Source organism: Rhodopseudomonas sp. WA056 (assembly GCF_010906995.1).
GTDB classification, from domain to species: domain Bacteria; phylum Pseudomonadota; class Alphaproteobacteria; order Rhizobiales; family Xanthobacteraceae; genus Rhodopseudomonas; species Rhodopseudomonas palustris_G.
Window position 1 is genome coordinate 1 of sequence record NZ_QPFS01000063.1, and the last position, 15340, is coordinate 15340.

Consider the following 15340-nt stretch of genomic DNA (forward strand, 5'->3'; position numbering starts at 1 on the left):
CGACAAGGGCACAATCCCCGGCGTCACAGTGCTGGTGTCGCGCAAGGGCAAGATCGGCTGGTTCGAGGCGCTGGGCCGCCAGGCACCGGGTTCCGAGGCGCCGATGCGTCGGGACAGCATTTTCCGGATCTTCTCGATGACCAAGCCGATCGTCTCGGTCGGCATCATGCAACTGGTCGAGGACGGCCAGATGCTGCTCGACGATCCGCTCTCGAAGTTCATTCCCGAATTCGAGAACACCAATGTCGGTATCGTCCGCGGCGGCGAGCTCGAACTGGTGCCGCTGCAGCGCCCGATCACCATCCAGGATCTGCTGCGCCACACCTCCGGCATCACTTACGACCACACCGGCGACGGCCCGATCCACAAGATGTACCGCGCCTCGCGGATCCGTAGCCGCAAGATCACCAACGAGGAGCACGCCAGCCTGATCGCCTCGATGCCGCTGGTGTGCCAGCCCGGCGCGGCGTGGAACTACAGCCGCTCGACCGACATCCTCGGCCGGGTGATCGAAGTGGTGGCCGGGCAAACGCTCAGCACGTTTCTCACCGAACGCATCCTGGCGCCGCTGCAGATGGCCGAGACCGGGTTCCACACATCGGCCGAGAACAAGAGCCGCCTCGCCGAGGCGTTCCCGACCGATCCGTGGACCGGCGATCCGGTGGCGCTGTTCAACATGCTGGAAAAGCCGGCGATGGAATCCGGCGGCGGCGGCCTGGTGTCGACCACGATGGACTACGCGCGGTTCTGCCAGATGCTGCTCAGCGGCGGCACGCTCGACGGCACCCGCATCATCGGCCGCAAGACGCTGGAGCTGATGGCATCGAACCACCTCGAGCCGCACATCCCGCCGGACAACTACATCCTGCCGCCCGGCAACGGCTTCGGCCTCGGCTTCGCGGTCCGCACCCAGCCCGGCATCTCGCCCTTCCCCGGCTCGGTCGGTCAGTTCTACTGGAGCGGCATCGCCGGCACGTTCTTCTGGATCGACCCGGCCGAGCAGATGTTCGCGGTGTTCATGTCGCAGGGCCCCGGCCAGCGCGAATACTTCCGCACCCTGGTGCGGGATCTGGTGTACGCGGCGGTGGAGTAGTCGCCTCCGAGAGTCATTCCGGGGCGCTCGCGCAGCGAGCGAACCCGGAATCTCTCTCGTTACTATAACCTCGGGATTCCGGGTTCGCGCTTCGCGCGCCCCGGAATGACCCGAGAGGATCAGCTGATCGTCGCGCCGCCGTCGATCACGATGGTCTGGCCGGTGGTGAAGGTGCCGGCCTTGGAGGCGAGGAAGATCGCGGCGCCGGCGATCTCGTCGGGCTCGCCGATCCGCTGCAGCGGCGAACGCGCGGTCGAAGCCTTCAGCGTCTCCGGGTTCTCCCACAGCGCGCGGGCGAAGTCGGTCTTGATCAGGCCGGGCGCGATGCAATTGACCCGGATGTTGTGCTCGCCGTATTCGCAGGCGAGATTGCGGGCGAGCTGCATGTCGGCGGCCTTCGAGATGCAGTAGGCGCCGATCACGGTCGAGCCCTTCAGGCCGCCGATCGAGGATACGATGGTGATCGAACCGTCCTTGCGCGCAATCATCTGCGGCACGACTTCGCTGATCAGCCAGTGATTGGCCACGATGTTGTTGTCGAGGATCTTGCGAAACTGATCGTCGTTGATGCCGGCCTGCGGGCCGTAATACGGGTTCGACGCAGCATTGCAAACCAGCGCGTCGATCTTGCCGAAGCTCTGCGTCGCTTCCTGCGCCAGACGCTTCAGATCGTCCTTGCTGGAGATGTTGGCGGCCAGCGCCAGCGCGGTGCCCGCACCGAATTGATCGTTGATGGCCTTCGCCACCGCGTCGCAGGCATCCTGCTTGCGCGACGAGATCACCACCTTGGCGCCCTGCTCGGCCATCCGCTCGGCGATCGCCTTGCCGATGCCGCGCGACGAACCGGTGATGACCGCGACTTTGCCGGTCAGGTCGAACAAGCTCATGTTTCTCTCCCGTTGTTAGTGCTGTTGATTATTGCAGTCCGTCATTGCGAGGAGCGAAGCGACGAAGCAATCCAGGATCAGTGTTCTCGACTCTGGATTGCTTCGCTTCGCTCGCAATGGCGGTCAGACGTATCGTGCCATCCCAATGACGGCGCCTAAGCCAGCTTGCTCGGCGTCGCCAGTTCGGGGCCGGCGGGCTGATGCATCGCGGCGTGCGACGGATCGGCGATCCACGGCTGCTGATTGACCATCGGAATCCGCCAGCCCTCGTGGCCATTGGAGGCCATGTGGTCGAGCCGGGTGATCGAGCAATTGTCGATGGTGAAGGCGAGCCCCCGCTCCGGCTGATCGCGCAGCGCCAGGCCGATCGCCGCCTTGATGGTGCCGCCGTGCGCGACCGCGACGATGTCGCAGCCGGGATGCGCAGCGTTGATCCTTTCGATCGCCCGCTTGGTGCGTTCGTAAAGATCCATGAAGCTCTCGCCGTTGGGCGCGCGCTCGTCGATCGGCGCGAACCAGAAGGTGGCGAGGTTGACCGGCAGCTTGGCGAAGAACGCGGCGCGGTTGGTGCCCTGCCAGTCGCCGAGATGCTGCTCGTTGAGATCGGCGTCCTGCGTGATGGTCTCGGGCCGGGGAAAGCCGGCGGCGAAGATCGCTTCGGCGGTCATGTGGGTACGCTTCAGCTTGCTCGCGTACCACACCGCATTCTGCGGCAGCACCCGGCTGACCGCGTCGAACACCACCTTGTCGCTGCAATCGCAATCGATGTCGATCTGGCCGTAGATGTTACCGCCGTCGCTGCGGACCGGCGCGTGCCGCACCCACCACCACCGCGTCGCGGTGACGCCGACCGGCACCGAGTGCTGGGCGACGAACGGTTTGTCGTTGGAAGACGGCGGCACGTTCGTCATGTGAGAAAATCCTTCAATCCGGTCACAAGTCGCTGTACGTCAGACCTCGCATCGTCTCAAGTCACTTGTGTGTCGGACGCGCGATGTCGACGAACGATCGTCGTTCCAATTCCGTCAAACGGCAAACGCCGCAAATGATCAGCAGGGAGCAACGCATGGGCCGCCTCGAAGGCAAATCCATCATCATCACCGGTGCCGGCAGTGGCATCGGCCGCGCGGCATCGCTGCTGTTCACCAAGGAAGGCGCGCAACTGATCGCCGTCGATCGCACCGAGGGCGTCAACGAAACCGTCGCGCTGGTGCGCAAGGCCGGCGGCACCGCCGAGGCGGTGATGGCTGACGCCGGCTCCGAAGACGACGTGAAGGGCTTCGTCGCCAAGGCGCTCTCGGCCTACGGCAAGCTCGACGGCATCTGGGCCAATGCCGGCATCAGCGGCGGCCTGGTGCCGCTGCCCGAACAGACACCGGAGCATTGGCAGGAGATCCTGCGCGTCAACCTGATCGGTCCGTTCCTGGCGATCAAGCACACCATGCCGCATCTGATCAAACAGGGGCACGGCGCAATTGTCTGCACTGCCTCGGTCGCGGGTTTGAAGAGCGGCGCGTCGGGACACCCTTACGCGGCATCGAAGGCCGGCGTGATCAGCCTGGTACAGACCACCGCCTATTCGCTGTCCGGCACCGGCGTGCGCATCAACGCGGTGTGCCCGGGCCTGATCGAAACCGGCATGACCAAGCCGGTGTTCGACGGCGCCCGCGCCCGCGGCACCGATCACAAGATCGGTCAGCTCAACCCGCTGAAGCGCGCCGGCCAGCCGCACGAACTCGCCACCATGGGACTGTTCCTGCTCAGCGACGAAGCGTCTTACGTCAACGGCCAGGCGTTCCCGGTCGACGGTGGCCTGACCGCTTCGATGCCCTATGCGGGCAAGCCGATCTGAGACGGGATGATGAGCGGCGCAGACCGCTCCACACACGACCGTCATCCCCGCGCATGCGGGGATCCAGTATTCCAGGGCGTTCGTGACAACAACGACGCACTGGAATACTGGGTCGCCCGGTCAAGCCGGGCGATGACGACCTTTTCTTGAGATCAATATCGCAATTTCGTCATTCGGGGCGCTGGCGTAACGCGCGCCCCCGGAGGGATGCACACCTGCGGCGTGCATCCCGGAATGACGTTGGTGAGAGCAACAAAAAAGGCGCGATCCTTGCGGACCGCGCCTTTTTCAATATCGAAACCCGCTTACTTCGCGCCGGCCTTCTGGGCGTATTCCCACGCCAGCTCCGCCATCGGCACGGTGCGGGCGGCAGATTCCTTGGCCTTGTCGGAGGCCGCGGTGCCGTCGCGGACCCGGCCGGCGATGCCCGCCAGAATGCCGGCGAGACGGAAGGTGTTGTAGGCCAGATACCAGTTGAGGTCCGGCACACCGGCAATGCCAGCGGCCTTGCAATAGATCTCGGCGGCCTGCTCCAGCGTCGGCAGATTCAGCGCCTTGAGATCGGCCTCGGCGAGGCCCGGCATCGCCCACTGCATCAGCAGATAGGTGAAGTCGGCCATCGGATCGCCGAGCGTCGACAGCTCCCAATCCAGCACCGCCAGCACGCGCGGCTCAGTGGCATGGAAGATCATGTTGTCGAGCCGGTAGTCGCCGTGCACCACCGACACCCGCTCCTGCACCGGCAGCGTGTTCGGCAGCCATTCCATCAGCCGCTCCATCTCCGGGATGGGCTCGGCCACCGACGCCTTGTACTGCTTGCTCCAGCGGTCGACCTGGCGGGCGAAATAATTGCCCGGCTTGCCGAAGTCGCCGAGGCCGATCTTCTCCGGATCGTAGCTGTGAAGCTGCGCCAGGGTCTCGATCTTGGCCTTGAAGATCGCCCATCGCGACTCCGGCGTCTGGGTCGGCAGGGTCGGGTCCCAGAACACCCGGCCCTCTTCCATCGACATGATGTAGAACGACACGCCGATCACCGAGTCGTCGGTGCACAGCGCATAGGCCTTGGCGACCGGGAAGCCCTGCTTGCCGAGTGCGGCGATGACGCGGAATTCGCGGTCGACCGCGTGCGCCGACGGCAGCAGCTTGCCGAACGGCTTGCGCCGCATCACGTAGGAACGGTTCGGGGTGACGAGCTTATAGGTCGGGTTGGACTGCCCGCCCCTGAACTGCTGAACCTCGAGCGGGCCCTGATAGCCCTCGACATTCGCCTGCATCCATTCGGCGAGGCGGACCTCGTCGACCCGATGCCGCTCCTCGACCGGCTTGGTGCCGGTGTAATCGTCGTCGTTTCGCTTCCCGACCAAGTGACGCTCCTTGTTCTTGTTCGCGCGTTACGCGCCGCGCGTTCCGACAATCCAAAAACAGTCATACCCGGGCCTGGCCCGGGTATCCATCTTTTCAAGAGATGGATCGCCGGATCAAGTCCGGCGATGACGTTTTTGTGCAGCTTGCGCGCGGTCAGTGCGCCGCGTTGGCGTATTTCTTCATCTCCAGCCGGGCGATGGCGCGGTTGTGCACCTCGTCCGGACCGTCCGCGAGCCGCAGCGTGCGGATGTTGGCGTAATCCTTGGCGAGACCCGCATCGTCCGACACGCCGGCGCCGCCGAACGCCTGGATCGCTTCGTCGATGATCCGCTGCGCCATCCGCGGCGCCGCCACCTTGATCATCGCGATCTCGAGCTGCGCGGTCTTGTTGCCGACCTTGTCCATCATGTCGGCGGCCTTCAGGCACAGCAGACGGTTCATCTCGATGTCGATACGGGCTTCGGCGATCCGCTGCTCCCACACCGAGAATTCGATGATCCGCTTGCCGAACGCGACGCGCGACTGCAGCCGCTTCACCATCTTCTCCAGCGCTTCTTCGGCCTTGCCGATGGTGCGCATGCAGTGATGGATCCGGCCCGGGCCCAGGCGCCCCTGCGCGATCTCGAAGCCGCGGCCCTCACCGAGCAGCAGATTCGAGGCCGGCACGCGGACGTTCTCCAGCTTGACCATGCCGTGACCGTGCGGCGCGTCGTCGAAGCCGAACACCGGCAGCATCTTCTCGATGGTGATGCCGGGAGTGTCGAGCGGCACCAGGATCTGCGACTGCTGCTGGTGACGCGCGGCGTTCGGATCGGTCTTGCCCATCACGATCGCGATCTTGCAGCGCGGATCGCCGACGCCCGACGACCACCATTTGCGGCCGTTGATGACGTAGTGATCGCCGTCCTTCTCGATCCGGGTCTCGATGTTGGTGGCGTCCGACGAGGCCACCGCCGGCTCGGTCATCAGGAATGCCGAGCGGATCTCGCCGGCCATCAGCGGCCGCAGCCACTTCTGCTTCTGCTCCTTGGTGCCGTAGCGGAACAGCACTTCCATGTTGCCGGTGTCCGGCGCCGAGCAGTTGAACACTTCGGAGGCCCAGGAGATGTGGCCCATCTGCTCGGACAGCAGCGCGTATTCGAGGTTGGAGAGCCCCGCGCCGTGGAATTCATCGTCGTCGTGCGAGGACGGCGGCAGGAACAGGTTCCACAGACCTTCGGCCTTCGCCTTGGCCTTCAGCTCCTCTAGCACCGGAATCACCTTCCAGCGCTCGCCCTCGGCGTCCTGCTGCTTGTAGATCGGCACAGCGGGCCGCACATGGTCGTTCATGAACTTGGTGACGCGGTCCAGCCATTCACGCTGGCGATCGGACATCGTGAAATCCATCAGGCGATCCTCACTGTTTTCCCAGACTGTTTGACCGACGGGGTGCGGCACTGTCGTCCTGCCGCATCGCGCCCGCAAGCCGGATTTCCGCCCCGCGCCTCCCGACAGCCGGGCGGCCACGAACCGCGAAAACGACGCTGCCGGCGTCGCAGCGCCCGACGGCGCATTGACTTCCGGCTGTGAAACGATAGTTTCATACAGTTGTTTGAATTGCAACAGCGATGATTTCCCGCGGAGCGGCATGTCGACCGACACCACACGCAGCGCCATCCTGATCGCCGCCGAACGGCTTTACGCCGAGCGCGGCTTCGGCGACGTCACCTTGCGCGACATCGTCGCCGCGGCTGGAGTCAACCTTGCCGCGGTGAACTATCACTTCGGCTCCAAGGACGAACTGATCGCCGAGCTGTTCGTGACGCGTTCGATCGTCACCAATCGCGCGCGGCTGAACGAGCTGAAAGCCGCCGAAGCCGCCGGCGGCGGCCGGGCCCCCATCGAAGCGGTGCTGCGCGCGCTGATCGCTCCCTCGTTGCGTGGCTGTCTCGGCCCCGACAGCCAGCGCTCCGACGCCGCGCGGTTCATGATCCGCGCCTCGATCGAGACCATCCCGCCGATCCGCAAGATCAAGAATCGCGAAGTCGATCACTTGCGCAAATTCGCCGCGGCGATGCGGCGATCACTGCCCGGCAAGCCGGACGCCGAGATCTATTGGGGCCTGCACTTCGCCCTCGCAATGGCGCAGCAGACCGTGCGCGACAGCGAGCGCCTGCTGCGGCTGTCGGAAGGCATCTGCGATCTCGACGACGTCGACGGCGTGATCGACCGCGTCGTTGCGGTGGCGTCGCTGGCACTGAAGATGGGCATGACCGGCGACGCCGAGGCTGCCACCGCTGAAAAGTCCGAGGCGCGGAAGCGGTGAATCCTCCCCGAGCGGTTTGACAAACTGCACAGAGTCGTCATCCTGAGGCGCGCGACTTCGGCGCGCCTCGAAGGATGGCCGCCATGGGCATCCACGTGTACATGCTACGCTGCGCCGACGGCTCCTACGATGTCGGCAGCGCGACAGGTGAAGATCTTTCCAACCGCATTGAACAGTACAACGCGGGAACCTTCCCCGGCTACACCTCGCGCCGACGACCGGTCGCCCTGGTTTGGTCTGAACAGCTCGATCGCATCACCGACGGCATCGCCGCCGAACGACGGGTGAAGGGCTGGAGCCGGGCGAACTGATCCGCGGCGATTGGAACGGCGTCCAGCAGCTCGCACGGCGACGAACTGGACGTCCGCGCGGCGCGTAACTCGCTTCATCTGCGTGGCTGTCATCCTTCGAGGCGCGCCAAAGCGCGCACCTCAGGATGACGGCAGGAGATGGACTGAGTTCGTCGAAACGCCTCTCAAATCGCCAGATAGCGATGCCGTAGCTCTTCGCTGTCGAGCACGTGCTTGGCGCTGCCGTCGAACACCACTTCCCCGGTATCGAGGATGACGGCGCGGTCGGACAGTTCCAGCGCCGCCACGGCGTTCTGCTCGACGATGATGGTGGTGATGCCGGCGGCGCGGACTTCGCGCAACGCCTTGGCAATGTCGTGCCGGACCACCGGTGCGAGCCCTTCATAGGGCTCGTCGAGCAGCAGCAGCTTCAGGTCGCGGGCGAGCGCGCGGGCGATCGCCAGCATCTGCTGCTCGCCGCCGGACATCGTGACGCCTTCCTGCTTGCGGCGTTCGGCGAGCCGCGGGAACAGCGCGTAGATCCGCTCGAACGACCAGCCAACGCTGCCCGAGATGACGGCGATCTGCAGATTCTGCTCGACCGTCATGCCCGGGATGATGCGGCGATCTTCCTGCACCAACTGAATGCCGGCCTGCGCCGCGACATAGTTCGGCTTGCCGTGCAGCGCCACGCCGTCGAGGATCACCTCGCCCGAAACCAGTTCGGGCGTCGAAGCACGGGCGATCGAGCGCAGCGTCGAGGTCTTGCCGGCGCCATTGCGGCCGAGCAGCGCCAGGATTTCGCCCTTGTTCAGGTCGAACGAGACGTTCTGCACGATGTAGCTGTCGCCGTAATACGAATTCAGATTGCGGCAGCGAAAGAATGGCGTCGCGCCCGCTTGCGCCGAGCCGGGCCGTTCTGCGGTCATCGTCGTCATACCTGTTCCTCGCCGAGATAGGCTTCGATCACTTTCGGGTTGCCCTTGATCTCGTCGGGCACGCCCTGCGCGATGACACGGCCGCCGGCCAGCACCGTGATGCGATCGGCCAGCGAGAACACCACGTGCATGTCGTGTTCGATGATCACGATCGTCATGCCGGACTGTTTGATCTGCCGGAGGATGTCGATGGTGGCGTTGGTGTCGGCTCGCGCCATGCCGGCGGTCGGTTCGTCGAGCAGCAGCAGCTTCGGCTTCTGCACCAGCCCCATCACCAGCTCGAGGCGCCGCTTGTCGCCGCGCGACAGTGCTCCGGCCAGATGATAGACGTGGTCGCCGAGACCGCGCTCGCGCAGCGCCTGGACGGCGCGCTGGCCGATCTCGCCCTGCTCGTCGAACCGGCTCACCAGCTTGAGACGGAAGGCGCCGTCCTGATGCGACAGCATCGCCATCATGACGTTTTCCAGCACCGTGAGATCGCCGAAGATCTCCGGCGTCTGGAACACCCGCGCCACCCCGAGCTGGTTGATCTCGTAGGGCTTGAGCCCGGTGAGCTGGGTGCCGTGGAACATCACCTTGCCCTGGGTCGGCGGCAGCACGCCGACGCAGACGTTGAGCAGCGTCGACTTGCCGGCGCCGTTCGGGCCGATGATGGCGTGGGTCTCGCCCTCGCGGATGTCGAGGTGAACGTCCGCGAGCGCGTGCAGACCGGCGAACGTCTTGTGGACGTGATCGATGTGCAGGACGATGTCGTTGGTCGCGGTCATGACACGGCCCTCGCTTTCTTCTCGCTAGCCTTCTTCTCGATTTCCGCTGCGCGGTCGTGGGTCGGCATCTCCTCGATCACCGCCTCGCCGAGCGCGTCGCGCTGCGGCGAGTCGCCGAGCGACTTGACCTTCGGAGTGTGCTTGAAGCCGATCAGCCGATTGACGCCTTCCATCACGCCGCCGGGCAGGAAGATCACCACCGCCATGAACAGCAGGCCGAGAGTGAGGTGCCAGCCTTCGCCGACGAACAGGCTCGTCACGCTGACGACGCCTTCGCGGAAGCCGTCCGGCAGGAACGCGAAGAACTTGGCGAGCTGCTGATCGTTGTAGGCCGAGAAAATGTTCTCGAAGTACTTGATGATGCCAGTTCCGACCACCGGACCGAGCAGCGTTCCGGCACCACCGAGGATCGTCATCAGCACCACCTCGCCCGACGCAGTCCATTGCATCCGCTCCGCACCCGCGAGCGGGTCGGTGGCGGCGAGCAGTGCGCCGGCGAGACCGGCGAACATGCCGGAAATCACGAAGGCGGACAGCAGGTAAGGCCTGGTGGAGTAGCCGGTGTAGCCCATCCGGTTCTGGTTGGACTTGATCGCGCGAAGCGTCATGCCGAACGGCGACCGGAAGATCGCGATCGACAGACCGAACGCCGCCACCAGCACCGCGCCGCAGATGTAGAAGCCGGTCCAGCCGGTGATCGTCAGGCCGAACAGCGACGGCATCGGCGAGGCGTAGCCGATCGCGGCGTCGAGCACCCGCGGATCGTCGCGAAGCACGCGCAGGCCGGTTTCGCCGTTCGTGATCGGGGTCAGCACCGAATAGGCCATGTTGTAGCACATCTGGGCGAACGCCAGCGTCAGGATCGAGAAGTAGATCCCGGACCGGCGAAGGCTGACGAAGCCGATCGCCAGCGCCAGGATTCCGGCGAGCACGACCGAGAACGCCACCGCCGGAAGCAATTCCATCGAGACCAGCTTGAACGACCACACCGCCGCGTAGGAACCGACGCCGAGGAACGCGGCGTGGCCGAACGACAGATAGCCGGTGAGGCCGAACAGGATGTTGAAGCCGATCGCGAAGATTCCGTAGATCGCGAACTTCTGCAGCAGGTCGGGATAGCCGGCGCCGATCGGGGTGAAGATGATCGGGCCCAGCGCCACCATCACGGCGAAGCCGATCAACAGCGCGATGTCGGCGAATTTGGAGGTGTGCTTCATCGGATCAGCTCTCCATCACGCCCTTGCGGCCGAGCAGCCCTCGCGGCCGCACCAGCAGAACCACAACCGCGACCAGATAGATGATGATCTGATCGATGCCCGGCAGCAGCGCCTTGACCTCGTTCATCGAGGCGAAGGACTGCAGGATTCCGAGCAGAAAGCCGGCCAGCACCGCGCCCGGCAGCGAGCCCATGCCGCCGACCACGACGACGACGAACGACAGCACCAGGAAGTCCATGCCCATGTGATAATCGGGCGGGACGATCGGGGTGTACATCACGCCGGCCAGACCGGCGACGACCGCGGCGAGACCGAACACGATGGTGAAGCGCCGTTCGATGTTGATGCCGAGCAGACCGACGGTCTCGCGATCCTGCATGCCGGCGCGCACCACCATGCCGAAGGTGGTGAGCTGCAGGAACGCGAACACCAGCGCGATCACCACCAGCGAGAAGCACAGATAGACGATGCGCCAATAAGGATAGACGATCGCCTCGGTGATCTGGAGGCTGCCGGAGAACAGCGCCGGCGCCGATTGCGAGATCGGGTTGGCGCCGAAGAAGTGCTTGACGATCTCCTGCAGCACGATGGCGAGGCCGAAGGTGACCAGGATCTGGTCGGCGTGCGGACGCTTGTAAAAGAACCGGATCAGGCCGCGCTCGATCAGGATGCCGATCAGCAGCATCACCGGAATCGCGAGCAGGATCGACATGGGCACCGAATAGTCGATCAGCACCTTGCCCCAATCGCCCAGCATATCCTGGACGTAGGGCGTCTTGATCTCGAGCGGGCTGCCCCACGGGGTGGTCCGGGTCGGATCGACCTTGACGATCTCGAGAGTCAGCAGCTTGTTGAAGACGACGGCGCAGAACGCGCCGAGCATGAACAGCGCCCCGTGGGCGAAGTTCACGACGCCCAGCGTGCCGAAGGCCAATGTCAGCCCGAGCGCGATCAGCGCATAGGCCCCTCCCTTGTCGAGGCCGTTCATGATCTGCAGAACGATCGCGTCCATGCGTGGTCAATCTCCCCTGTGTCCGTGGCGCCAGCCCGGCGCGCGCGTCCATCGCTAGTCCCCGACGACCGACCTCGGCCGCCAGGCTGGTACAAACATTGGCAGTATCGTGTGTCCCGAAGCTGTGCCTGGACGTCGCAAAACCGCGCCGAACGCACTCGTGAGACACGAAGCGTCGGCCGGCCGCACCGAGGCGCAGCCGGCCGCGATCAGTCCGCCGGGCCGCGATCAGCAGCCCGGCTCGATCAGATCAGCCGCACTTCTTGGCGTCCTTGGAGCCCAGTTCGCCGCCGAAGATGCTCGGATCGTAGGTGACCTGCGACGCAGGCACGATCTTCCGAACTTCAAGCAGATCGAACTTGTCCTTCGGCTTGTCCTTGCCCTGCACCACCAGCACGTCCTTGAAGCACTGATGGTCGGCGGCGCGGTACAGCGTCTTGCCGTTGCCGAGGCCGTCGAACTCGAACCCTTCGAGCGCAGCGATCACCTTGGACGGATTGAACGTGCCGGCGCGCTCGACGGCATCGGCGTAGAGGATCGCCTGGACGTAGCAGGTTTGCGCGGCCTGCGACGGCGGGGTGCCGTAAGCGGCACCGAACGACTTGGTGAAGGCGCTCGTTGCGGCGTCTTCCAGCTTCCAATCCCAGTTGGCGGTGCCGTAGATGCCCTTGATCGCGTCGCCCGCGCCCTGCGCCATCAACTCGGAGAACAGCGGCACGACGATCTCGAACTTCTTGCCGTTCGCCATCTTGTCGCGCAGGCCGAACTGCACCGCCTGGGTCAAGGAGTTGATCATGTCCTTGCCGTAGTGGTTCAGGATCAGCACGTCCGCGCCGGAATTCAGCACCGGCGTGATGTACTGCGAGAAGTCCGCCGCGCCGAGCGGGGTGCGGACCGCCTTGATGGTCTTCCAGCCCTGCTTCTCGGTGGCGTCCTTGATCGACTCCTCCTGGGTCCAGCCCCAGGTGTAGTCGGCGGTCAGGTGGTAGGCTGCGCGATCCTTGCCGTAGGCTTCGGCGAGCACCGGGCCGAGCGCCACGCCCGACATGTAGGCGTTGAAGAAGTGCCGGAAGCCGTAGGCGCGCTTGTCCTTGCCGGTGGTGTCGTTGGAGTGAGTCAGGCCGGCCATGAAGATCACGCCGATGTCCTGACACAGCGACTGCACCGCGACCGCCTCGGCCGACGACGAGCCGCCGGTGATCATGATCGCGCCGTCCTTCTCGACCATGCGCTTGGCCGAGGCGCGGGCCGCGTCCGCCTTGGTCTGGGTGTCGCCGGAAACGAAGGTGACCTTCTTGCCGAGCACGCCGTTACCCTTGAGCGCCAGCGGCTTCATGGTCTTGAGCATGCCGCCGTCGCCCTCGCCGTTGAGGTGCTTGACCGCGAGCTGATAGGCCTTGAGTTCGTCCATGCCTTCGTCGGCATAGGCGCCGGACTGCGGGACGTTGAAGCCGAACACGACTTCCTTGCCCTTCGGCATGTTGCAGAAATCGTCGGCCCACGCGTCGCGGATGAAGAACGTCGGCGTTGCAAGGGCAGCAGCACCGGCCAGGCCGGTCTTGAGCGCAGTTCTGCGGTCGATGATGAATTTCTTGTCGGCCATGGGGCGTCTCTCCTCAGGTTCCTCGGTAAATCGTGTTGTTGTTCTTCCAGTCACGACTAAGGGCGATCAGACGCCGTTGTGACCAGTTGCTCTTCCGGCAACGAAGCCGAAGTCTTGGAGAGCGGGTGGAAATGGGTCAACCGCTCCTTTTGTCTAAGGGAGGGTTCGCGCCCAGGTCGCACAGGTAACTACTAATTCAGTTGACAGAACTAATCGTCACGCCGGCGTGACACTTGTCGGACCGCCCGCATCGAGCTTCGCAGGAAAAGTCACGACGGATCAGCAGAGACCCGCAATCGCAACGTCACATATCGCAATGCACCAAACGATTCACAGCGCGTGCACCCCCGGCCGGCGATGGTCGTTTGTGTCACGATGTGACGTTTGGTCGCGAAAGCGCACGCTCGCGATGCGGTGCGTCAACAAGGCAGCGCACATCCTGCCGCGATCGCGCAAACTGAATGGCGCGCCTTCGGGAGGATATCGAAGATCGAACAGCTCGCCGGTTTGCGTGGCGGGCTCCCGCAAATTGCGCCACAGCTACGATTTACCGAACCAGCTCAACACGTTCTCGGCGCCGCCGAGGCTCGCCGCGTCGCCGTAGAGCGAGGCCAGAAAGGTCGCGCGATGGCTGGCGCCGGCGGTCGGAATCCCCGTCGCCGCATGACCGCCGGCCGACAGCGCCCGATACACCATCGCCGGATGCAGCGCCTCGTCGGCGAGACCGTAGTGAAACCGGATCGGCGAATCGTAGCGCCAGTACGAGGCACGATTGGCGGCGAGGTGGCGGAGGAATGCGCTGTTGCGATCGTCGGTGGCGCGCTCGAAAAACCCCGGCACCAACAGCTCCGCACCGGTGGGAAAAGGCTTGGCCGGGTCGAAGTCGGTTTTATAATCGCTCCAATATTTGCGGGCGAGTTCTCGGAAATCGGGCCGGATGGCGCTGTCCAGCAATCCATTCAGGCCGTAGTACCGTTCGTAGCTGCCGAGCGCGACGATCATGCACAGCGAAATCCAGCTCGGTAGCGCCGGGTACGAGGTCGTACCGGCCGGCAAGGCGAAGCTCTGCGCGCCGGCCCAGTAGCTCCAGGCTTCGTTCAGATCGTTGAACGGACTTGCCGCCGCAGTGGCGGCGATCGGCGTCGACCGGCGGCGCAGCGCCTGATGCAGCCATTGGGTGTTGAGTGCCCCCTGCGACCATCCGTTCAGCAGCAGCTTCGAGGGCGCAAGACCAAGCGAGGTCATCGCCGCCTTCCCGGCCTGAAGGATGTCGAGGCAGGTCTGGACGCTGACGCCCTTGACCACATACGCCTCGTCCCGTCCGTCGCGGAACGGGCCCTTGCCGACATAGTCGGCGGCGATCACCGCGTAGCCCTGCCCGGCGAAGCGCTGCACGTTGAACAGCGTCTCCAGCGAGTCCGCGGCGTCGGTGAGCGCATAGTCCGGGTCGGCCAGCCGGATCAGATTCGACGGCACCTGATCGAACGACAGGATGGTGCCGTGCTGCCACGATACCAGCGGCAGCTCGCCGATCTTGCCGACCGGCACCGCCAGCAGGCCGCTGACCTGCACCCGCGCGCCGGTTTCCGGAACGCGCGTCGTGGTCACGATCCGGTGCAGATCGACGTCGAACCGTGCGCCGGCGGATGCGGCGTCGAACGGCGGCAGGATCGCCGGCACATTGAACAGCGGAAACGCCTTGGCGACCTCCGCATCCAGCCGCGCGGCGCTGACCCGCGCCGAGCGATCGATCCCGGACCGTGCCGACGACCGGCGCACCGCAGCGTTCGCAGGGCCCAGCCCGGCACCGGCCACGCCGGCGGAGAGCGCGGCACCGAACACCAGGGCTCGCCGGGCCCTATCGATTCGCTCTGCGGATGACTGCGCCTGCGCCGGGGCGGACGGATCATTCTGGGGCGGCATCGGGTCGGACCTCGGCTCTCGCGCTGCGGACGAATCGGCGGTTCAGTCTAGCGCTCGATCGCGCCCCCACCGCCTCGGACAAAGAAAA

The 15340-nt window shown here is 65.0% G+C and carries 14 protein-coding genes; 4 read left to right on the top strand and 10 right to left on the bottom strand.

Features of this window, described 5'->3' with window-relative positions; all coding sequences use genetic code 11:
• A partial coding sequence (locus tag DU475_RS13645; RefSeq protein ID WP_164632439.1) for a serine hydrolase domain-containing protein occupies positions 1-1093 on the top strand: 1093 nt, incomplete at its 5' end.
• Positions 1094-1212: 119 nt separating this feature from the next.
• Here DU475_RS13645 and DU475_RS13650 read toward each other — a convergent pair.
• Both DU475_RS13650 and DU475_RS13655 read right to left on the bottom strand, forming a co-directional pair.
• A complete protein-coding gene (locus DU475_RS13650) occupies positions 1213-1980 on the bottom strand; it encodes an SDR family NAD(P)-dependent oxidoreductase (RefSeq protein ID WP_142882975.1) in 768 nt (255 codons plus the stop codon).
• Positions 1981-2135: 155 nt separating this feature from the next.
• Entirely contained in the window at positions 2136-2891 is a 756-nt protein-coding gene (locus DU475_RS13655) for a histidine phosphatase family protein (protein WP_047308229.1), read from the bottom strand.
• 155 nt (positions 2892-3046) lie between these two features.
• On the opposite strand from DU475_RS13655, the gene DU475_RS13660 reads away from it, so the two are divergent.
• On the top strand, positions 3047-3832 hold the full coding sequence (locus DU475_RS13660) for an SDR family NAD(P)-dependent oxidoreductase (protein WP_142882976.1): 786 nt from the start codon (positions 3047-3049) through the stop codon (positions 3830-3832).
• Between the two features lie 305 nt (positions 3833-4137).
• On the opposite strand, the gene DU475_RS13665 is transcribed toward DU475_RS13660, so the two are convergent.
• Both DU475_RS13665 and DU475_RS13670 read right to left on the bottom strand, forming a co-directional pair.
• Positions 4138-5196, bottom strand: coding sequence for a phosphotransferase family protein (locus DU475_RS13665; RefSeq protein WP_164632440.1), 1059 nt, complete (start codon positions 5194-5196; stop codon positions 4138-4140).
• 154 nt (positions 5197-5350) lie between these two features.
• Positions 5351-6583 carry an acyl-CoA dehydrogenase family protein gene (locus DU475_RS13670; protein WP_011158831.1) on the bottom strand — a complete coding sequence of 411 codons (1233 nt, stop codon included), beginning with the start codon at positions 6581-6583 and terminating at the stop codon, positions 5351-5353.
• A 241-nt stretch (positions 6584-6824) separates the two neighbouring features.
• Between DU475_RS13670 and DU475_RS13675 the strand changes: the two genes are divergently transcribed.
• On the top strand, positions 6825-7502 hold the full coding sequence (locus tag DU475_RS13675) for a TetR/AcrR family transcriptional regulator (RefSeq protein WP_013501888.1): 678 nt from the start codon (positions 6825-6827) through the stop codon (positions 7500-7502).
• A gap of 83 nt (positions 7503-7585) precedes the next feature.
• Positions 7586-7813 (top strand): GIY-YIG nuclease family protein, encoded by a 228-nt coding sequence (locus DU475_RS13680; RefSeq protein ID WP_349644189.1) that lies wholly within the window; start codon positions 7586-7588, stop codon positions 7811-7813.
• Positions 7814-7977: 164 nt separating this feature from the next.
• Here DU475_RS13680 and DU475_RS13685 read toward each other — a convergent pair whose 3' ends face one another.
• The 6 genes from DU475_RS13685 to DU475_RS13710 form a co-directional block, all read right to left on the bottom strand.
• A complete protein-coding gene (locus DU475_RS13685) occupies positions 7978-8730 on the bottom strand; it encodes an ABC transporter ATP-binding protein (protein WP_164632441.1) in 753 nt (250 codons plus the stop codon).
• A complete protein-coding gene (locus tag DU475_RS13690) occupies positions 8727-9497 on the bottom strand; it encodes an ABC transporter ATP-binding protein (protein WP_142882979.1) in 771 nt (256 codons plus the stop codon). Before DU475_RS13690 ends, DU475_RS13685 begins: the two co-directional genes overlap by 4 nt.
• The gene (locus DU475_RS13695) at positions 9494-10714 is read right to left on the bottom strand and encodes a branched-chain amino acid ABC transporter permease (RefSeq protein WP_013501885.1); all 1221 of its coding nucleotides are present in this window, start codon (positions 10712-10714) and stop codon (positions 9494-9496) included. The genes DU475_RS13690 and DU475_RS13695 overlap by 4 nt, the downstream gene beginning before the upstream one ends.
• A gap of 4 nt (positions 10715-10718) precedes the next feature.
• Entirely contained in the window at positions 10719-11726 is a 1008-nt protein-coding gene (locus DU475_RS13700; RefSeq protein ID WP_164632442.1) for a branched-chain amino acid ABC transporter permease, read from the bottom strand.
• Between the two features lie 250 nt (positions 11727-11976).
• Positions 11977-13329, bottom strand: a complete 1353-nt coding sequence (locus tag DU475_RS13705; RefSeq protein WP_013501883.1) for a substrate-binding protein — start codon at positions 13327-13329, stop codon at positions 11977-11979.
• 540 nt (positions 13330-13869) lie between these two features.
• The gene (locus DU475_RS13710) at positions 13870-15252 is read right to left on the bottom strand and encodes an alpha/beta hydrolase family protein (RefSeq protein WP_164632443.1); all 1383 of its coding nucleotides are present in this window, start codon (positions 15250-15252) and stop codon (positions 13870-13872) included.
• Positions 15253-15340 lie beyond the last annotated feature (88 nt).

What these genes read in the sequence shown, in the direction of transcription:
- DU475_RS13700 (WP_164632442.1), bottom strand. Translation starts at nt 11,726, where the DNA reads ATGGACGCGATCGTTCTGCAGATCATGAACGGCCTCGACAAGGGAGGG.
- DU475_RS13675 (WP_013501888.1), top strand. Translation starts at nt 6,825, where the DNA reads ATGTCGACCGACACCACACGCAGCGCCATCCTGATCGCCGCCGAACGG.
- DU475_RS13685 (WP_164632441.1), bottom strand. Translation starts at nt 8,730, where the DNA reads ATGACGACGATGACCGCAGAACGGCCCGGCTCGGCGCAAGCGGGCGCG.
- DU475_RS13655 (WP_047308229.1), bottom strand. Translation starts at nt 2,891, where the DNA reads ATGACGAACGTGCCGCCGTCTTCCAACGACAAACCGTTCGTCGCCCAG.
- DU475_RS13670 (WP_011158831.1), bottom strand. Translation starts at nt 6,583, where the DNA reads ATGGATTTCACGATGTCCGATCGCCAGCGTGAATGGCTGGACCGCGTC.
- DU475_RS13660 (WP_142882976.1), top strand. Translation starts at nt 3,047, where the DNA reads ATGGGCCGCCTCGAAGGCAAATCCATCATCATCACCGGTGCCGGCAGT.
- DU475_RS13650 (WP_142882975.1), bottom strand. Translation starts at nt 1,980, where the DNA reads ATGAGCTTGTTCGACCTGACCGGCAAAGTCGCGGTCATCACCGGTTCG.
- DU475_RS13695 (WP_013501885.1), bottom strand. Translation starts at nt 10,714, where the DNA reads ATGAAGCACACCTCCAAATTCGCCGACATCGCGCTGTTGATCGGCTTC.
- DU475_RS13710 (WP_164632443.1), bottom strand. Translation starts at nt 15,252, where the DNA reads ATGCCGCCCCAGAATGATCCGTCCGCCCCGGCGCAGGCGCAGTCATCC.
- DU475_RS13705 (WP_013501883.1), bottom strand. Translation starts at nt 13,329, where the DNA reads ATGGCCGACAAGAAATTCATCATCGACCGCAGAACTGCGCTCAAGACC.
- DU475_RS13680 (WP_349644189.1), top strand. Translation starts at nt 7,586, where the DNA reads ATGGGCATCCACGTGTACATGCTACGCTGCGCCGACGGCTCCTACGAT.
- DU475_RS13690 (WP_142882979.1), bottom strand. Translation starts at nt 9,497, where the DNA reads ATGACCGCGACCAACGACATCGTCCTGCACATCGATCACGTCCACAAG.